This window comes from Roseibium album, assembly GCF_965233825.1.
In the GTDB taxonomy this organism is placed as follows: Bacteria; Pseudomonadota; Alphaproteobacteria; order Rhizobiales; family Stappiaceae; genus Roseibium; species Roseibium album.
On record NZ_OZ247583.1, the window covers coordinates 2,303,737 to 2,317,577 of the forward strand.

The 13,841-nt window shown below is 55.2% G+C and carries 14 protein-coding genes; 7 read left to right on the forward strand and 7 right to left on the reverse strand.

The window, feature by feature from the left end:
- From araD1 to chvE, 4 genes are all read right to left on the reverse strand, one after another.
- Complete coding sequence (gene araD1, locus ACO6TI_RS10690; RefSeq protein WP_422384927.1) at positions 1-996, reverse strand: AraD1 family protein; 996 nt, start codon at positions 994-996, stop codon at positions 1-3.
- 4 nt (positions 997-1,000) lie between these two features.
- Complete coding sequence (mmsB, locus tag ACO6TI_RS10695; protein WP_055120165.1) at positions 1,001-2,254, reverse strand: multiple monosaccharide ABC transporter permease; 1,254 nt, start codon at positions 2,252-2,254, stop codon at positions 1,001-1,003.
- 9 nt (positions 2,255-2,263) lie between these two features.
- Complete coding sequence (mmsA, locus tag ACO6TI_RS10700) at positions 2,264-3,778, reverse strand: multiple monosaccharide ABC transporter ATP-binding protein (RefSeq protein ID WP_108873503.1); 1,515 nt, start codon at positions 3,776-3,778, stop codon at positions 2,264-2,266.
- 76 nt (positions 3,779-3,854) lie between these two features.
- Complete coding sequence (gene chvE / locus ACO6TI_RS10705) at positions 3,855-4,919, reverse strand: multiple monosaccharide ABC transporter substrate-binding protein (protein WP_422384928.1); 1,065 nt, start codon at positions 4,917-4,919, stop codon at positions 3,855-3,857.
- Positions 4,920-5,066: 147 nt separating this feature from the next.
- Here chvE and ACO6TI_RS10710 point away from each other — a divergent pair, with 147 nt between their 5' ends.
- The gene (locus tag ACO6TI_RS10710; protein ID WP_186009654.1) at positions 5,067-6,023 is read left to right on the forward strand and encodes a LysR substrate-binding domain-containing protein; all 957 of its coding nucleotides are present in this window, start codon (positions 5,067-5,069) and stop codon (positions 6,021-6,023) included.
- A 266-nt stretch (positions 6,024-6,289) separates the two neighbouring features.
- Here ACO6TI_RS10710 and ACO6TI_RS10715 read toward each other — a convergent pair whose 3' ends face one another.
- Positions 6,290-6,748 carry a VOC family protein gene (locus ACO6TI_RS10715; RefSeq protein WP_321205860.1) on the reverse strand — a complete coding sequence of 153 codons (459 nt, stop codon included), beginning with the start codon at positions 6,746-6,748 and terminating at the stop codon, positions 6,290-6,292.
- Between the two features lie 409 nt (positions 6,749-7,157).
- Between ACO6TI_RS10715 and ACO6TI_RS10720 the strand changes: the two genes are divergently transcribed.
- Positions 7,158-8,393 (forward strand): phage integrase central domain-containing protein, encoded by a 1,236-nt coding sequence (locus ACO6TI_RS10720; RefSeq protein ID WP_104704634.1) that lies wholly within the window; start codon positions 7,158-7,160, stop codon positions 8,391-8,393.
- 148 nt (positions 8,394-8,541) lie between these two features.
- Here ACO6TI_RS10720 and ACO6TI_RS10725 read toward each other — a convergent pair whose 3' ends face one another.
- A complete protein-coding gene (locus ACO6TI_RS10725; RefSeq protein WP_158705630.1) occupies positions 8,542-9,075 on the reverse strand; it encodes a Crp/Fnr family transcriptional regulator in 534 nt (177 codons plus the stop codon).
- Between the two features lie 68 nt (positions 9,076-9,143).
- Between ACO6TI_RS10725 and ACO6TI_RS10730 the strand changes: the two genes are divergently transcribed.
- On the forward strand, positions 9,144-9,704 hold the full coding sequence (locus tag ACO6TI_RS10730) for a hypothetical protein (protein WP_104704636.1): 561 nt from the start codon (positions 9,144-9,146) through the stop codon (positions 9,702-9,704).
- A gap of 54 nt (positions 9,705-9,758) precedes the next feature.
- Here ACO6TI_RS10730 and ACO6TI_RS10735 read toward each other — a convergent pair whose 3' ends face one another.
- Positions 9,759-9,902 carry a hypothetical protein gene (locus tag ACO6TI_RS10735; RefSeq protein WP_321191976.1) on the reverse strand — a complete coding sequence of 48 codons (144 nt, stop codon included), beginning with the start codon at positions 9,900-9,902 and terminating at the stop codon, positions 9,759-9,761.
- A gap of 221 nt (positions 9,903-10,123) precedes the next feature.
- On the opposite strand from ACO6TI_RS10735, the gene ACO6TI_RS10740 reads away from it, so the two are divergent.
- From ACO6TI_RS10740 to ACO6TI_RS10755, 4 genes are read left to right on the forward strand one after another with little or no spacing between them, the layout of a single operon-like run.
- On the forward strand, positions 10,124-12,634 hold the full coding sequence (locus tag ACO6TI_RS10740; protein WP_104704638.1) for a heavy metal translocating P-type ATPase: 2,511 nt from the start codon (positions 10,124-10,126) through the stop codon (positions 12,632-12,634).
- Positions 12,635-12,645: 11 nt separating this feature from the next.
- Entirely contained in the window at positions 12,646-13,038 is a 393-nt protein-coding gene (gene cueR, locus ACO6TI_RS10745; RefSeq protein ID WP_104704723.1) for a Cu(I)-responsive transcriptional regulator, read from the forward strand.
- A complete protein-coding gene (locus tag ACO6TI_RS10750; RefSeq protein WP_104704639.1) occupies positions 13,038-13,457 on the forward strand; it encodes a c-type cytochrome in 420 nt (139 codons plus the stop codon). Before cueR ends, ACO6TI_RS10750 begins: the two co-directional genes overlap by 1 nt.
- Positions 13,458-13,464: 7 nt before the next feature.
- The gene (locus ACO6TI_RS10755; protein WP_104704640.1) at positions 13,465-13,809 is read left to right on the forward strand and encodes a hypothetical protein; all 345 of its coding nucleotides are present in this window, start codon (positions 13,465-13,467) and stop codon (positions 13,807-13,809) included.
- Positions 13,810-13,841: the final 32 nt, after the last annotated feature.

The window sequence follows — 13,841 nt, forward strand, 5'->3', positions numbered from 1 at the left end:
CTAAAGCACCCTGACCGAAGTCATGCCGCTGTCCCTGACTTCAAAGGTCAACCGGTTTTTCAGCGGCACACCGAAGCCTTTTGCGGCAATTTCAACAACATCCCCGTCAATGCAAGAAATACCGTCAGCGAAGGAGAGCGTAGCCGTTCCGAACATGTGGACATGAACATCACCTGGCTGGCAGAACAGGTCGTACTTGAAGTGATGATGTTCCAGGTTGGCCAGGGTGTGAGACATGTTGCTTTCGCCGGACAGGAACGGTTTCTGCCAAAGGACCGATCCATCGCGAATTAGCCGGCTGGTTCCTTCAACATGATCCGGAAGGTCTCCGACGAGCATTTCCGGTCCGAAGGAAGCAGGGCGCAGTTTTGAATGGGCCAGATAAAGATAGTTCTGCCGCTCCATGACGTGATCGGAGAATTCGTTCGCCAGCGCGAACCCGACCCGGTGAGGCGTCCCATCCGGGCCAATGACATATATCCCGGCGATTTCGGGCTCCTCGCCGCCGTCGTCACAAAACCCGGGGCTGACCAGATCGCTGCCGGGAGCGATGGCACTGGTTCCGTTGCCTTTGTAAAACCACTCCGGTTGCACCCCGGCGTGACCATTGGTCGGCTTGCCGTTCTTCAACCCCATACGGAACATTTTCATTGAATCCGTCTGCTGGGTCTCGTCCGTCTCTGCCTTGGCGTGCATGGCATCCCGGGTTGCGGCCGAGCCCAGGTGTGTGAGGCCCGTTCCAGTCAAGTGCATGTGGGCCGGATCCGGGTGGTGAAGGGGAAGGAGCAGGCGGCCGTCTTCCGACAGTTTTTCAAGGTCCACAGCCGGTCCCAGTTCGTGGGAGCGAATACTCTCGGCCAGACATTGACCACTCCCGATTGCATTCATGACGAGCTGATAGGTCGACGAAACCCCTTTGAGGATACCTGCTTCGCTGCCGTTGCGCACAACAACGGCGCAGTTTCCTTCTGTATCCAGGATCTGTGAGAGCAGCATTTGACTATCCTTGCTTGTTCTTGTTGTAGACGTCGAAAATCACGGCAGCGAGCAGGACAAGCCCCTTGATCATCTGCTGGTAGTCTATGCCGATGCCCATGATCGACATCCCGTTGTTCAGGACACCCATGAGGAAAGCACCGACAACCGCGCCGATAATCGTGCCCACGCCACCGGACATTGAAGCACCGCCGATGAAGACCGCGGCTATAACGTCCAGTTCCAATGCAAACCCGGCCTTCGGGGTTGCCGTATTCAAACGTGCGGCAAAGACCAGGCCCGCCGCGGCAGCCAGGACCCCCATGTTCGTGAAGGCAAGGAAGGTGAGCCTTTCTGTCTTGATGCCGGAAAGTTTGGCGGCCTTTTCATTGCCGCCGAGCGCATAGATGCGGCGGCCAATAGTGGTCGTCTCGGTGATGAAGGCATAGATGATCGTCAGCACACCCATCGTTATCAGGACGTTGGGCAGTCCGCGGAACAGCGACAGTTTGTACATGACGAAAATGAGCGCGGCAGCGACAATGATATTGCGCGCAAAGAAGAATATTTTCGGCTCATCCTCGATACCGTAAAGCCGGTTTTGTGCCCGCTGGCGAAGACCGATCCAGACAATCATGGCTGCTGCTGCGATACCGGTGAACAGCGCCAGCATGTTGACATGCTTGACACGACGGATCTCGAGTAGATTGGCCAGGGAGTCGCCCCAGCTTACGGGAAAGATATCGGGAACAAATCCTGTTGCCAGAATCTGAAACTCCTTCGGGAACGGCCCGACGGACTGTCCTTCCAGCAACCAGAGCGAAAGACCTCTGAACACCAGCATCCCGGCAAGCGTCACGATAAAAGAGGGGATTTTCCAATAGGCAACCCAATAGCCTTGCGCCGCTCCTATGATGCCACCGACGCATAGACATGCAACAATGGTCAGCGGAACCGATTGATCCAGGTTGACAATCATCACGGCAGCCAGTGCGCCGATGAAGCCCATGACCGACCCGACCGACAAATCGATATTTCCCGAAACGATTACAATCAGCATGCCGAGTGCCATGATGATGATATAGGAATTCTGCAACAGCAGATTGGTGACATTGACCGCACGCAGCAGGGTGCCGTCGGTGACGATCTGGAAAAACGCCATCACTGCAATGAGGGCGAACAGGAGGCCGTATTGTCTCAAATGTGACGACAGGTATTGACCGATGCTTTTCGTCTTTACCTGTGGCGCAGGATTTGTATCGCTTTGTGCCAAGTCCATGACTAAACTCTATTCGTTTACTATGAGCGACATGATGCGCTCCTGGCTTGCGTCTTCGGCATTCAGTTCACCGACAAGAGCACCTTCGTTCATCACGTAAATCCGGTCGCACATTCCGAGCAGTTCCGGCATTTCAGAAGAGATCATCACAACGCCTTTGCCTTGGTCCGCCAGGTCGTTGATGATGGTGTAGATTTCGTACTTGGCTCCCACGTCGATCCCCCGGGTGGGCTCGTCAAGAATCAGGACTTCGGGTTTCGTGAAGAGCCACTTGGCCAGAACGACTTTTTGCTGATTGCCGCCTGAAAGGTTCACCGTTTTCTGGAACACCGATGGCGTTCGGATCGCCAGGGCTTTCTTGAACTTTTCGGCGACCTTCGTTTCGTCATTCCGCTTCAGGACAGATCCCGAAGATACGCCCTCAAGATTTGCCAGAGTGGTGTTGAATCGGATTGTCTCATCGAGAACAAGGCCAAGCGATTTCCGGTCTTCCGTGACATAGGAAATACCTGCACTTATTGCCTTGTCGACGGTACTGACATCTATTTCGTTGTCGTTCAGTTTCACCGAACCCGAGATATTGCGGCCATAGGACCGACCAAATATGGACATCGCCAGCTCGGTGCGACCGGACCCCATGAGACCGGCGATACCGACAACCTCACCGGCGCGAACGGCAAAGGAGACATCGCGTATGACCTGTCGTCCGGTGTGCTCCGGATGCCAGACATCCCAGTTCTTGACCTCAAGCAAGAGCTTTCCCGGACTGCGTTGGTGTTCCGGGAATCGGTGCGTCATTTCTCGCCCGACCATGTCGCGAACAATCTCGTCCTCGCTCAATCCGGCCTTGGCATCCAAACGGGAAACAGTCATGCCATCTCTGATGACTGTGACCGTGTCTGCGACGTAGCGGACTTCGTTCAGCTTGTGCGAGATGATGATGCTGGTGACACCTTGCGCTTTCAGCTCGAGCATCAGGTCCAGAAGTTTTCGGCTGTCGTTTTCCTGAAGCGCGGCAGTCGGCTCGTCCAGAATGAGAAGCTTGACCTGCTTGGAGAGCGCTTTGGCGATTTCCACAAGCTGTTGCTTTCCCACGCCGATATTGTCCACCAGTGTGGACGGTGCTTCGGCCAGTCCAACTTTTGCAAGAAGCTCTTCGGTACGCCGGTTGGTTTCCCGCCAGTTGATCACACCACTTTTGGCGCGTTCGTTGCCCAGGAAAATGTTCTCGGAAATGGAGAGTTGGGGCACCAGTGCCAGTTCCTGGTGAATGATGATGATACCCTGGCGTTCGCTGTCTGAGATGTTGGCAAATTGCGCCGGTGCTCCATCAAACTGTATTTTGCCGTCATAGGATCCGTGGGGATAAACACCCGAAAGTATTTTCATGAGTGTGGATTTCCCCGCGCCGTTTTCGCCAACGACTGCGTGAATCTCACCTTGCTGAACATCAAGATTGACCTGGTCGAGAGCTTTGACACCCGGAAAGGTCTTGCTGATGTCTCGCATGGACAGGAGTGCCATCTACTCCGATCTCCGTGTTCCAAAAAAACCCGCCCGCAACTGAAGGGTTGTGAACGGGTCTTTTGCCGGGCCAAACTTACTTGACTTGATCAGCCGTATAGTAACCGCTGCCGATGAGGACATCTTCCCAGTTGGAAGCATCGACAGCCACCGGCTCCAGCAAATAGGACGGAACCACCTTGACACCGTTGTCATAGGTTTTGGTGTCGTTGATTTCAGGTTCGCCGTCATTGAGGATGGCCTCAACCATTCCGACCGTGACGCGGGCAAGTTCGCGTGTGTCCTTGAAGACGGTTGAGTGTTGCTCGCCGGCAAGAATGGACTTGACGGATGGAACTTCGGCGTCCTGTCCGGAAACAATCGGCATGTCAAGGTCGGCGGAACCATAGCCGACGCCTTTGAGCGACGACAGGATGCCGATGGAGAGGCCATCGTAAGGGCTTAGTGCACCATGCAGTTGTTTGTCGGTGTAGTGGGCGGAAAGGAGGTTGTCCATGCGCGATTGGGCGACAGCGCCGTCCCAGCGAAGTGTCCCGACAGTGTCCATGCCCATCTGGCCCGAAACGATGTTGATGGTGCCCGCATCGATGAGTGGCTGAAGCACCGACATCGCGCCGTCGTAGAAGAAATAGGCGTTGTTGTCGTCCGGAGAGCCGCCGAATAGTTCAACATTGTAGGGACCGTCGCCAAAGCGCTCTTTCAGGCCGTTGACCAGCGAAGTTGCCTGCTGAACACCAACCTTGAAGTTGTCAAAGGTCGCATAATAGTCGACGTTGCCGCTGTCACGGATCAACCGGTCATAGGCAATGACCTTGATTCCGGACGCAGCTGCGTTTTCCAGGGCGTTGGACAGCGTCGTTCCATCGATCGCCGCGATTACCAGAACATCGACACCTTTGGTGATCATGTTTTCGATCTGCGCCAACTGATTTGGAATATCGTCTTCCGCATACTGAAGGTCGGTTGAATAGCCCGCGGCCGTGAACTGCTCGACCATTGAGTTCCCATCGGAGATCCAGCGGGCGGACGACTTGGTTGGCATGGCGATGCCGACCGCACCCTTGTCGGAAGCGAAAGACACGCCGGACATCAGTGTTGCTGCCGCAGCGGCCGCAATCAGCGCTTTGGAAAAGAATTTCATGTGTTCCTCCCTGGTCAGCACAATACCGACCCTAAAATGACGGGCATCCCTAGATGCCGTTCTCAAACTTGCGAAAAGACACATGACCGTCAAATCATTCTTTGCTATCAAAGCTTACCGAAAAAGATATGATTCAGAGGGCGCAGCTTGGCACTGGACTTGTTACGGCGTGGAATGAAGATTTCGCATTTGCGGCTGTTGGCGGAGCTCGTTCGCCAAAGCCGATTGACGGATGCTGCGTCCGCATTGGGGATCACGCAGCCCGCGGCATCGCGCCTCATGTCGGAAATCGAACATGTTGCGGGCGCTGAAATCTATGTGCGCAGCGGGCGTGGTATCGAGTTGACCGAAGTCGGCCGGAAGCTGGGCGAGCGCTGCGTCAGGGTGCTTCAAGAACTGACCGATGCCGCACTGGATGTTGAACACCACGTTTCCGGACAGAGGGGGCATGTGAACATCGGGTCGGTCACGGGGCCAGCGGTGGAATATGTCTTGCCCGCCATCCGGCATATCCGTTTGAGCTATCCGGAAATATCCGTTTCGGTTGAGATCGGACCAAGTGTGGTACTGGCGCCAATGCTTGAAGACGGACGGCTGGATTTTTCGCTGAGCCGTGTTCCCCTGAACGCGGATCCGGACCTTTTCGACGAGCGGCCCTTGCGCCGTGAGCCGGCATGTATGGTTGCGCGGTTGGATCATCCCCTGACGCGTCACTCAACGCCTGTGACGGCGAGTGCCCTCCTGGGGTTTGACTGGGTGTTTCCCCCGGTCGGCGCCCCGATCAGAACAACTGCGGAATGCGCGCTTCGCGACATGGGGCTTCAGCTTCCGCCCAAAATCCTGACGACGTCATCGTTTCTTTTTACACTCGCAACCATTCAACGTTCGAATGCCATCGGACCAGTTGCCCGGTCCGTCGCGGAAAGTTTCGCGTGGTTGCCGGACGGGTCACCAGGCTCAATAGGCATATTGGAGACAGAACTGTCCTTGTTCGTGGAGACTTATTCCTTCCTGACTCGAAAAGGCCAGGTTCCCACCGCAGCCGCGCAGATCGTGTCGCGGGAAGTCCTTCGTGAAGTCAACGGAGAAAAGGTACAGGCCTAGGTCTCGGCAAGGTTGGGCCGGTCTGCAAGGCACATATTGACCTGGACATCTGTGCCGTCACCTCGCGTCAGAGTGGGCCCGTCACCGACGGACGGGTTTCGACGGGCTGTTCGGCGAAAACGGGCATTCACAAGCGCGGTGCACGAGGCTGTGGGCGGCTCGGAGTGGTCATTCAGGCAGGGCCGGCCAATGTCCGCATTGAGCCCTGTGAGACCACGAGAGGCAACCGTCAAGTTGCCTCTCGTGGTCCACCGCGCCGAAGTCAGTCAGACCGTGACGCTGACGTTGAACTTGTTTCCGTCAAGGTCACGAAAATAGCCACCGTAAAAGTGCTTGCCCCGATTGCCCGGGGCTCCTTCATCGGTTGCGCCGAGCGCAATCGCTAGAGCATGAACGGCATCGACTTGATCTTGATCCTTTGCTGCAAGCGCAACCATGGTACCGTTTCCGTGAGAAGCAGTCTCGCCATCGAAAGGCGTGGTCACGATTATCTTGGGTTTTTCGGGTCCAAAACTATAGGCGATCATGTTGTCTAGGCTAAAGGCGCGCGTGCCGTTTATTGCGCAAAACAGCGCATCGAAAAAAGTTGCGGAAGCAGCAAGGTCATTTGACCCAAGAGTAATATAGCTAATCATGATTTTTCTTTTTGCATGAGTAATTACTGCGCCCAAAGAGGTGGCGCACTGTAAAACCAAAGAGTGGTTTGCTTGGAGATACTCAGGCAATCATGCGCGCACCGTATCTGCCCAATGGCGGATTGGCAACGGCAGCCTCGTCCGAACAGAAGCTATCTGGCGATTGACAAAACATACCGCCCGACACGCACCCGATGACTAGTTTGGATACTTTGAAACTGATTTTGAAAACCGCGAATCTTATTCTGGTAGGGTCTTGTGTACCGAAAACGCTATCACTTTACGTGATATGGCGGACAGAGAGTCCGCCAAGACAATTATTTCAAACCCCATCATCCAATTTTATTGTGTATAGATATCGATATGAAAATAAACACCTAATTGAATGACTATGTGATCTTATCGTGTCAACTCCTATCATGTAAAGGTAATAAATGGTAAGCACCATGATGGGCTAAATGATGGTCCAAACGTTTTGCTGCGGTGCGAAGGGACAGGAATGATGCTAACAGACGCCAAGGCCAGAAAGGTCACACTTGGCGACAAGCCGGTCTCGGACGGGTCTGTCCGCGGACTCTATCTCTTTCCCGGAAAGTCAGTCGGCAAGGCAAAGTGGGTGTTTCGTTTCATGTCACCGGAAACAGGCAGGCGCCGAGATATGGGGCTTGGGAGCTATCCCGCAACACCGCTGAAGGAGGCTCGGGAAAAAGGGTTCCAGGCACGGCAAGTGCTTGAGAACGGCAAAGATCCACTCAATGAACGGCAGAGACTTCTAGAAATCGAGAAACACAAGATGTCTTTGCCGACATTTGCCGAGGCGGCGCGCAAGGTCCATGAAGATCTGAAGGCAGGGTTTCGAAACGTGAAACACGCCAACCAGTGGATCAACACGCTGGAGCAATATGTGTTCCCCTCGATCGGATGCATCAAAGTCTCGAACCTGTCGCCCGCCGATTTTGCATCTGCATTGAGGCCGATCTGGTTGGAAAAACCGGAGACAGCTTCACGCGTCAAACAGCGGTGCGATGCCGTTATGAACTGGTGCGCAGCGCATGGGTACATCATGGCGAGTCCCGTAGGTGTGGTGAGTCAGCTACTGCCCAAGCAACCTGGAAAGCGCGAACGGGTTGCTAACCAGCCCGCAGTGCCTTGGCAGGAACTGCCAACCGTTGTGCAGGGCGTTTTGCGCCAAGGTCTCCAGACACGCTCCAAGCTCATGCTGGAAATTCTGATTCTGACGGCGACCCGTTCCGGTGAGGTGAGACTGATGGAATGGCAGGAACTGGATCTGGAAAAAGGCATCTGGGCACTGCCGGCCCAGCGCATGAAGGCGAAATTGGTTCATCGCGTGCCGTTGTCTCCTTATCTGATCGATCTTTTTGAGAACCTGAAGGAAGAGGCGGACACAGGAAGGACAGAGCTTGTGTTTCCTTCGCGCAACAATACACCGGTCAGCGACATGACCTTGACCAAATGTTTGCGCGATCACAAGGTTGCTAGCGACACGCCGGGTCGCTGTGCGACGGCGCACGGGTTTCGGTCGAGCTTCCGGGACTGGGCATCGGAAAACGGATACCCTCGGGACCTGGCGGAAAGAGCCCTTGCCCACACGATCAGGAATGCGACCGAGGCCGCTTATCACCGAACAGACCTGCTGGAACAGCGACGGGACATGATGCTGGCGTGGGAGAATTGGGTGTTGCCGGCTGAGCATGTGCACATCAAAGATGCATAAGCTCAAATTTTGGGTGGAGCAAAAGTGCCAGCATATTTGGGAGTTGGATCAATCAAGTGATCCAGCTTCAACAACACCAGTGTAATGTCTGGGGGTTAAACGTTCTCTCATACTGCAAAATTGCCTTCTCTTAAGCCGGGAAACAAAGTTAGACTTTCCTTCTTCGACGTTTCGCCAATTCGCGGTAAAGCGCCTCGGGTGACACGCCAATTTCCGCGGCGATGTCCTTGATTGGTTTTTCCGCAGATGCATCCGAATTGACCGCAAGCCAGAAATCAAGACGATCAGCAACCCTTTTCAGGCTGCGGATTTCCGTGTTCAGACGTGCGCGCTGGACGGAGTGAGCAAGACTTCCCGCCCAGTTTTCTGCCCAGATGCGGTTGGTTGCCAGGCGGTCTTTGAAAGCGTTCGTCCCAAGCTGTGCGACAGTGCCTTCACTCCGAGCTACCGCATCGCAATGGTAACTTTCCGAATAGACTGAGGCCTCAGCTAGGACAGTGCCATGACCGGCACTTTGCAGCACCATTTCATTTCCCGAAGGAGTAACCCGGACAAGATCGATTTGACCCTCGAGGACCCAAAAGACCTTCAAGACCCGATCACCCGTGTGAAAGAGGCGTTCCCCCTTTTCAAACGATCTCCGGGTCGCATCCGAGAATACCTGTGAAAGCCAATCAGACATGATTGCTATCATATGTGCCGGCGTGTGTCCTGGGTAGACCTTTGAGACCATTACAGGGAGTTGTCTTCATGAAACACTTTTCATCGCTGTCGGTTTTCCTGACACTGATAGCCGGTCCGGCGCTCGCCGAAACACCCGTACACTCTCACGCCACGATGCATCAACATCAGACCAAAGATGCCCGCATGCCGAGTGAGCCAGGGCAGGGTGCTTTTGCCTCTGTCCAGGAAATCGTAGAACTATTGCTCGCCGATCCGAAAACCAATTGGGAGCGGGTTGACCTGGAGGCTCTTCGTCTTCATCTGGCTGACATGGACAACGTAACGCTCGATTCAAGTGTTACCGTGGAACCCTTGGCTGACGGTGCCCGTTTCACGGTTTCATCAGGGAAGGGCGAGGTTCGCCGATCGATCAAGAACATGGTTTTGGCACACAGCCTCGAGATGTCCGGAACATTCGGCTGGAATCTGAGCGCAGAAGAGATCCCGGATGGAGCCGTATTGACGGTAACTGGACCCGCTGAAGACGCGTCCAGGATCCGTGGCCTAGGTTTCATCGGTGTCATGACGCTTGGTATGCATCATCAAAGCCATCATCTCGCGATCGCACGAGGCGACAATCCGCACTAGGTTCTCCGAACACGAGGGCGAGCGCATTCATCTGCTCTTGCTCACAAATCTGGATTAGCTTGGCGCAAGCGGTGAGAGCTCGTACCCGGCTGCCCGAATGACTTCAACGAGGTCATCAGCTGCCTTCGGGCCCTCGATATCGACTGTGCGCTGCTCAAGGTCGCACGAGACGATTGCTGCTGGGTCCTTTGAGAGCACCGCCTTCTCGATTGCCGCCACACAATGCCCGCAGCTCATATCGGAACGCTGAATTTCATGATCTACCTCCTGTTGGAAATTTGGCCGGTTATGGAGGTTCTTGTAAGGGGAAGGTCAACAGGTAGAACTACTTACAAGGTTTTTTGAGCCTTGCTGTTGACCTTCCAGTAGCTGGAAACCCCATGTGATGGACAACCATTAACTTCGCATTGGACCCTTCCATGTCCTCGAAACATAAACTGTCTTTGTCCGTCCAGGGAATGACCTGTGCGTCCTGTGTCGGGCGCGTGGAGCGCGGCCTTTCCGAGCTGGAAGGCGCGACTGACGTTACCGTGAACCTTGCGACAGAAACCGCACACTTGTCTGTTGAGAGTTCAGAGCAAGCGGCAGACGCGATCAACAAGCTTGAGCAATTGGGTTATCCGGCGCGTACCCAAACAGTAGTGCTCAACGTTGGATCGATGACCTGCGCATCCTGTGTCGGCCGTGTGAAAAAAGCCCTGGAAGCTGTACCCGGCGTTTTGGATGTGAACGTAAACCTTGCCTCAGAAACGGCGCGCGTAACCTATGCCGAGGGTACCGTTTCACCCCAGGCACTGATGGAGGCTTCAGCCGCGGCCGGATATCCAGCAACGCTTGCTGAAGCAGGCGAAACGCGTGATCGCGGCGAGAGGAAGCGCGAAGAAGCGCAGGACCTGTTCCGGAAGATGACCATCGCCGCGGCTTTTGCGTTCCCTGTCTTCATTGTCGAAATGGGCAGCCACGTTATTCCCGGTGTGCATCATTGGATCAACGCGACGGTCGGTCAGCAAACAAGTTGGGTACTGCAATTCATCTTGACAACGGTCGTTCTGGTTGGCCCGGGACGAAGCTTCTACACCAAAGGATTTCCGGCACTGGTGAAAGGTGCTCCGGACATGAACAGCCTCGTTGCTGTCGGCACGGGCGCAGCCTATGCCTATTCGGTCGTTGCAACTTTCCTTCCAGCAGCGATCCCGGATGAAGTTCGAGCAGTCTACTTCGAAGCTGCTGCCGTTATCGTGGTCTTGATCCTGCTTGGACGGTTCCTTGAAGCCCGAGCCAAAGGGCGAACCGGTGCCGCGATTCAGAAACTTCTGGGCCTTCAGGCAAAGACGGCGAGAGTATTGCGCGACGGAGAGCAGGTCGAAGTGCCCATTGACGCCCTCGCAATAGGCGACACGATTGTTGTCCGCCCCGGCGAACGGATCGCTGTTGATGGCGAAGTCGCCGAAGGTTCATCGCATGTCGATGAAAGCATGATTACCGGAGAGCCGGTTCCGGTCGAAAAGACCACTGGAGCGCAGGTGACCGGAGGCACGGTCAATGGGTCGGGCAGCCTGCAATATACAGCGACCCGGGTTGGAGCTGATACAACACTTTCGCAGATCATCCGCATGGTGGAAGAAGCACAGGGTGCAAAACTCCCGATCCAGGGACTGGTCGACAAGATAACCCTTTGGTTCGTTCCCGCCGTGATGCTGGTGGCCGCTCTTACAGTTGTCGCATGGCTGATTTTGGGTCCTGAACCAGCACTGACCTTTGCGCTGGTTGCCGGCGTATCGGTGCTGATCATTGCCTGTCCGTGCGCGATGGGACTGGCAACACCCACATCAATCATGGTCGGGACTGGGCGGGCTGCGGAAATGGGTGTGTTGTTCCGAAAAGGCGACGCGCTTCAGCAGTTGGCGGAAGTCAGTGTTGTTGCGCTCGACAAGACCGGGACAGTCACCGAAGGCCGACCGGAACTGACCGATATGGTCCTGGCAGATGGTTTCGACCGGCAGAAAGTGCTGGAGATGGTAGCCGCCGTTGAAAGCCGATCGGAACATCCCGTCGCAGAAGCAATTGTGCGCGCAGCTTCTCTGGAAGGCGTATGTCGGCTGGACGTGGAGGACTTTGCGTCAATCACAGGGCATGGTGCCAGCGGATTGGTGTCGGGAAAAAGGGTCCTGGTTGGAGCCGACCGCCTCATGCTCAAGGAAGGTATCGAGATTGGTGACTTTCAGGATCAGGAAGGGGATCTTGCCAGACGTGGCCGGACAGCACTTTTTGCCGCAATTGACGGGAAGGCCGCAGCTGTGATTGGAGTGTCCGATCCGGTCAAGCCCTCGAGCAGGGATGCGATTGCCGCCCTTCATGCGCAGGGCCTTAAAGTGGCGATGATCACCGGTGACAAACGCGAGACAGCGGAAGTTATTGCAGCGGAAACCGGAATTGATACCGTCGTCGCCGAAGTGCTGCCGGATGGCAAGGTCGCGGCGTTGAATACCCTTCTCGGGTCGGCAGGAAAAACCGCCTTTGTGGGCGATGGAATCAATGATGCACCCGCGTTGGCCCATGCGGATGTCGGGATTGCGATTGGAACCGGAACAGATGTTGCAATTGAATCTGCGGATGTTGTTCTGATGTCCGGTGATTTACGCGGTGTGGTCAATGCTCACGAGGTGTCCAAACGCACGATGCGCAACATTAGAGAAAACCTCTTTTGGGCGTTCGCATACAATACAGCACTCATCCCCGTGGCAGCAGGTGTACTTTATCCGGCCCTCGGTGTTCTTCTTTCTCCGGTTTTGGCAGCCGGGGCGATGGCGCTTTCCTCGGTCTTCGTTTTGACGAACGCATTGCGGTTACGTGGAATCAAGCCCTCCATGGATGAAACGGTTGTTCGGGCGAGGCCAGTGCGGCCGCAGATCCCGGCGGCAGCAGAATGATGGAGGCAATCATGAACATAGGAGACGTATCCCGCAAGTCCGGCCTTCCTGCGAAGACGATCCGTTACTATGAGGATATTGGTCTTGTCACCCCGCCGCGCAGTGAAAACGGTTACCGGGCATTTCGCGAAATAGAACTGCACAAACTGGCGTTTCTCGGCAGGGCTCGCGAGCTCGGGTTCACGATTGAAGACTGCCGAACACTCCTGGCGCTTTACGAAGACGATGGCCGTGAGAGTGCACAGGTCAAGCGCGTGGCCGAAGAACATCTGCACAAGATCGATGACAAAATCGCGCAACTACAGTCCATGCGTGGAACCCTCGCGCATTTGATCGATGAATGTGCCGGGGATCATCGTCCGGACTGCCCCATTCTTGAAGACCTCGCGGGGGAGCAAGCCTGATGCAAAAGAACTTTCTGCTTTTGCTGTGCGTGGTGCTGATTGCAATTGGAGGTTATTTCCTGTTTGGAAAACAGTCCGGTGAACCTTCAGGTGAGCAGGGGCAGGCAATGGTTGAGGTTGTCGTCCCGCCCCTCGACGGAACAACAAAACTCGGCGAGCGGCTGTTCAACGAAAGCTGTGCAAGTTGCCATGGCGCGAATGCGGCGGGCCAACAGGGCATCGCTCCGCCACTTGTGCACAAGATCTACGAACCGGGCCATCACGCAGACGGGGCGTTTTATCTCGCCGTCAAGCAGGGTGTTCGCGCTCATCACTGGCCGTTTGGTGACATGCCGCCTGTTGAGGGCTTGACCCAGAAGGATGTTGAGCGGATTGTTGCGTATGTCCGGCTCCTTCAAAGAGCCAACGGAATTCAGTAAGGGTGCGATGAAGCGCGCTCTGCCAATGTTCATGACCAGGTTGATGATGTCAGTTGCTGTACTGATGTTCCTGATTGGCGGTGCCACGTTCAACCATTCCGTAGCAGGCCACGATCACGCTGGTCATGCACATGTAGGCTCACTCGATCATCATCATGCTGAAACCGATCAAGCTGACGTCGGATTTGCTGATACGCAGACAGTTCATTGCGGCGCAAATCTGCTTGCTCTGACGACTGAATTCGAGCCGTTCACCCTGACGGTTTCCGGGGAGATCGAGGCGATCGAGGCGAAGCTGGTCTTGTTGAAATCGAGTGCGATCGAACCTCCGCCCCCACGACACTTTTCCTAGTCCCGGTTCATAAAAGGTGGCTCAGGCCACCA

Coding starts and splice junctions, on each gene's coding strand:
- ACO6TI_RS10720 (WP_104704634.1), top strand. CDS start 7,158: ATGATGCTAACAGACGCCAAGGCCAGAAAGGTCACACTTGGCGACAAG.
- ACO6TI_RS10750 (WP_104704639.1), top strand. CDS start 13,038: ATGCAAAAGAACTTTCTGCTTTTGCTGTGCGTGGTGCTGATTGCAATT.
- ACO6TI_RS10725 (WP_158705630.1), bottom strand. CDS start 9,075: ATGTCTGATTGGCTTTCACAGGTATTCTCGGATGCGACCCGGAGATCG.
- mmsA (WP_108873503.1), bottom strand. CDS start 3,778: ATGGCACTCCTGTCCATGCGAGACATCAGCAAGACCTTTCCGGGTGTC.
- cueR (WP_104704723.1), top strand. CDS start 12,646: ATGAACATAGGAGACGTATCCCGCAAGTCCGGCCTTCCTGCGAAGACG.
- mmsB (WP_055120165.1), bottom strand. CDS start 2,254: ATGGACTTGGCACAAAGCGATACAAATCCTGCGCCACAGGTAAAGACG.
- ACO6TI_RS10755 (WP_104704640.1), top strand. CDS start 13,465: ATGAAGCGCGCTCTGCCAATGTTCATGACCAGGTTGATGATGTCAGTT.
- araD1 (WP_422384927.1), bottom strand. CDS start 996: ATGCTGCTCTCACAGATCCTGGATACAGAAGGAAACTGCGCCGTTGTT.
- chvE (WP_422384928.1), bottom strand. CDS start 4,919: ATGAAATTCTTTTCCAAAGCGCTGATTGCGGCCGCTGCGGCAGCAACA.
- ACO6TI_RS10730 (WP_104704636.1), top strand. CDS start 9,144: ATGAAACACTTTTCATCGCTGTCGGTTTTCCTGACACTGATAGCCGGT.
- ACO6TI_RS10740 (WP_104704638.1), top strand. CDS start 10,124: ATGTCCTCGAAACATAAACTGTCTTTGTCCGTCCAGGGAATGACCTGT.